The sequence below is a fragment of the Moorena sp. SIO4E2 genome (assembly GCF_010671945.1).
In the GTDB taxonomy this organism is placed as follows: Bacteria; Cyanobacteriota; Cyanobacteriia; order Cyanobacteriales; family Coleofasciculaceae; genus Moorena; species Moorena producens.
Map to the genome: position 1 here is coordinate 1 of NZ_JAAHIE010000942.1, position 2,148 is coordinate 2,148.

3 protein-coding genes are annotated in these 2,148 nt (G+C 42.1%); 1 reads left to right on the forward strand and 2 read right to left on the reverse strand.

What is annotated here, in order from left to right; translation table 11 throughout:
• Positions 1–305: 305 nt before the first annotated feature.
• A complete protein-coding gene (locus tag F6K37_RS39215; RefSeq protein WP_287256646.1) occupies positions 306–554 on the forward strand; it encodes a hypothetical protein in 249 nt (82 codons plus the stop codon).
• Between the two features lie 104 nt (positions 555–658).
• Here F6K37_RS39215 and F6K37_RS39220 read toward each other — a convergent pair whose 3' ends face one another.
• Together F6K37_RS39220 and F6K37_RS39225 are read right to left on the reverse strand one after the other, a co-directional pair.
• Positions 659–1,543, reverse strand: a complete 885-nt coding sequence (locus F6K37_RS39220; protein WP_287256648.1) for a sulfotransferase domain-containing protein — start codon at positions 1,541–1,543, stop codon at positions 659–661.
• A gap of 82 nt (positions 1,544–1,625) precedes the next feature.
• Positions 1,626–2,148, reverse strand: a 523-nt coding sequence (locus tag F6K37_RS39225; RefSeq protein WP_287256650.1) for an aminotransferase class III-fold pyridoxal phosphate-dependent enzyme, incomplete at its 5' end; no start/stop codon positions are given.

Below are 2,148 nucleotides of genomic sequence, written 5' to 3' on the forward strand. Positions count from 1 at the left end.
TCCTATAAGCGCCAACACCCCTGTATTTCTTCCATCTATAAAGAAATCTTCAACAGTCTGATGACTTCTTCGATGAGCTAAATAAGCGACTATCTTGATAATCATGAGATAGCCGATAACCAAGGCTATAGTTAAATTAGTAACTGAGATACTCATTCTGCTTTGTTAGGACTTAGGCAACTGGCACAAGTAATGGTGGGGCTAGACCACGGCGAGGGTCTAATAACCTGAGGGGGTGACAACAAGGCTAAAAAGTAGACAGGGTGTGGGGTGACCGGGTCTGGGGTGTGGGGAAAATAGAAGCGATGCAGCGCGGTCTTGGGGGTTTCCCCCATGAGCGACTGCATCAAGACAGCGAATTTGGAGTTACCCGGTGCAAAAACCAACATCCTCTACCTAATTCAACCGTCCCCAACCTGATTCAACCGTTTCTAGTAACGTGGCCAGCTCCTGATGTTTCCCGACAGCCTACACCCGGTCACCCCACACCCAGTAAGGTTTTTAAGGCTGTTTGTCACCCAGTCAGGCTTCAAAGTCAATCCCGCAGACTTTAAAGAAGCGAGCTTTTTTGGCCTTGCAGCGATCCCTTTGACCTGAATCCTTACCCCAAATGTTTAGATTATAAGAAAGCATAATTTTTCACTTTACTCCACCCCACCTAATATCCAGCTTCCTTACAAAGCGGTTCGCAATATTCCACCAAGCGTTCAACCAATTTACCATCTAGTGAACTCTTCCACCCATCAATCTTGCCGGTTCTAAAGGTGCGAGAAGAAGGATTATAAATTTCTTTTGATTTAGCGGCAATATTCTCATCAAAAGGGAACCCCAGATGTGAGGCAATGCTTTTAATGACTTTAATCTGCTGCTCAAGGCTTCCTCCACCTTTTTCTCCTACTAAATCTTCAAAACGGAGAAATAAGCAATTTTGCTCATTACGCCAAGCAAGCATGGAGCGGTAAACTTCTGCAAAACTTTTGATTTCTACACCAGCTTGGGGAGCATATCCTCCCTCTAGAATAAAATCTAAGCGCTGCTCCACAGACATTTGCTTAAAATCGTTTTCCAAAAAATGTTTGGCAGGCATTTTACCTGTATCCAAGATAAAGGGGAGACTAGAGGCTACTACTGAACGAGGTTCGCGGATAATAAATACATGGTGATAATCTAAATCGGCAAGAACTTCACTCAATACAGGTGTCTGGGGAATATGCCCTAAAATATATCTACCTTCAGACATAACTTCCAGCCAATGACGAAAAACAGATTTATCCACATACAAGGGGGTTAAAGCCCCTACACTAATCTGTTTGTTAGGGGCTTCTGTCTTTTGGCTGCTTTTTTCCTTTTGTAAAGCTTTTTTAACTTCCCGATAGTTAAAAAATATAGGGGTTTCCAGATCGGAATCGTCTTTAAGGTTGTCGCCATTGGTAAAATGTTCTTGATAGCCAAAAATCTCAATTGCCTTGGCTAAAAGATGAGTACCGCTCTTGGGCAAGGAATTTATTAGTACTCTGCCTAATTTAACTTTTGTATATGACATAAAAATTAACAGCTTTTAAAAAAAAATAGCTAAAGGAAAAGCGGTAGATGATTTGACCGCTTCTATCTTTTCGCAAAAAAAATTAAGCACAGGCTAATTGCAAAGAACCTTTCACTTGTTTGATGCTAGACTCTAAAGCTGCCACAATTTCATCACAGTGACTCTTGGTGATAATGAAGGGAGGAACAATTGAGATATGGTCCCCATCTAATCCAGCCCCTGTGCCAAACCTACCTGAGAGTAGAACTCCCCTCTCGAAAGCAGCTTGAACAATTTGTTCTTGTAGTTTCATGGACCGTGGGAAAGGTTTACGTGTTTTGCGATCATGAACAAGCTCTACTCCAAGAAATAAACCTTCACCACGTACATTTCCAATTAAAGGTTCACGCTCGGCGAGTGTTTTTAATTCTCCCTTCAGGTATTGACCCATTGCAGCACATTGCTCAATAAGCTTGTGTTTAGCAATGTAGTTTTGAACAGCTAAAGCAGCGGCACAACTGAGGGGATGTCCAGAGTATGTCGAGAATAGCAATATCCCTTTTCTATTACCACTCTTAAAGGTTTCCAAAATATGCTTGTGAACAATAACGGCTGCAAGTGGTGCA

What these genes read in the sequence shown, in the direction of transcription:
- F6K37_RS39220 (WP_287256648.1), bottom strand. Translation starts at nt 1,543, where the DNA reads ATGTCATATACAAAAGTTAAATTAGGCAGAGTACTAATAAATTCCTTG.
- F6K37_RS39215 (WP_287256646.1), top strand. Translation starts at nt 306, where the DNA reads ATGCAGCGCGGTCTTGGGGGTTTCCCCCATGAGCGACTGCATCAAGAC.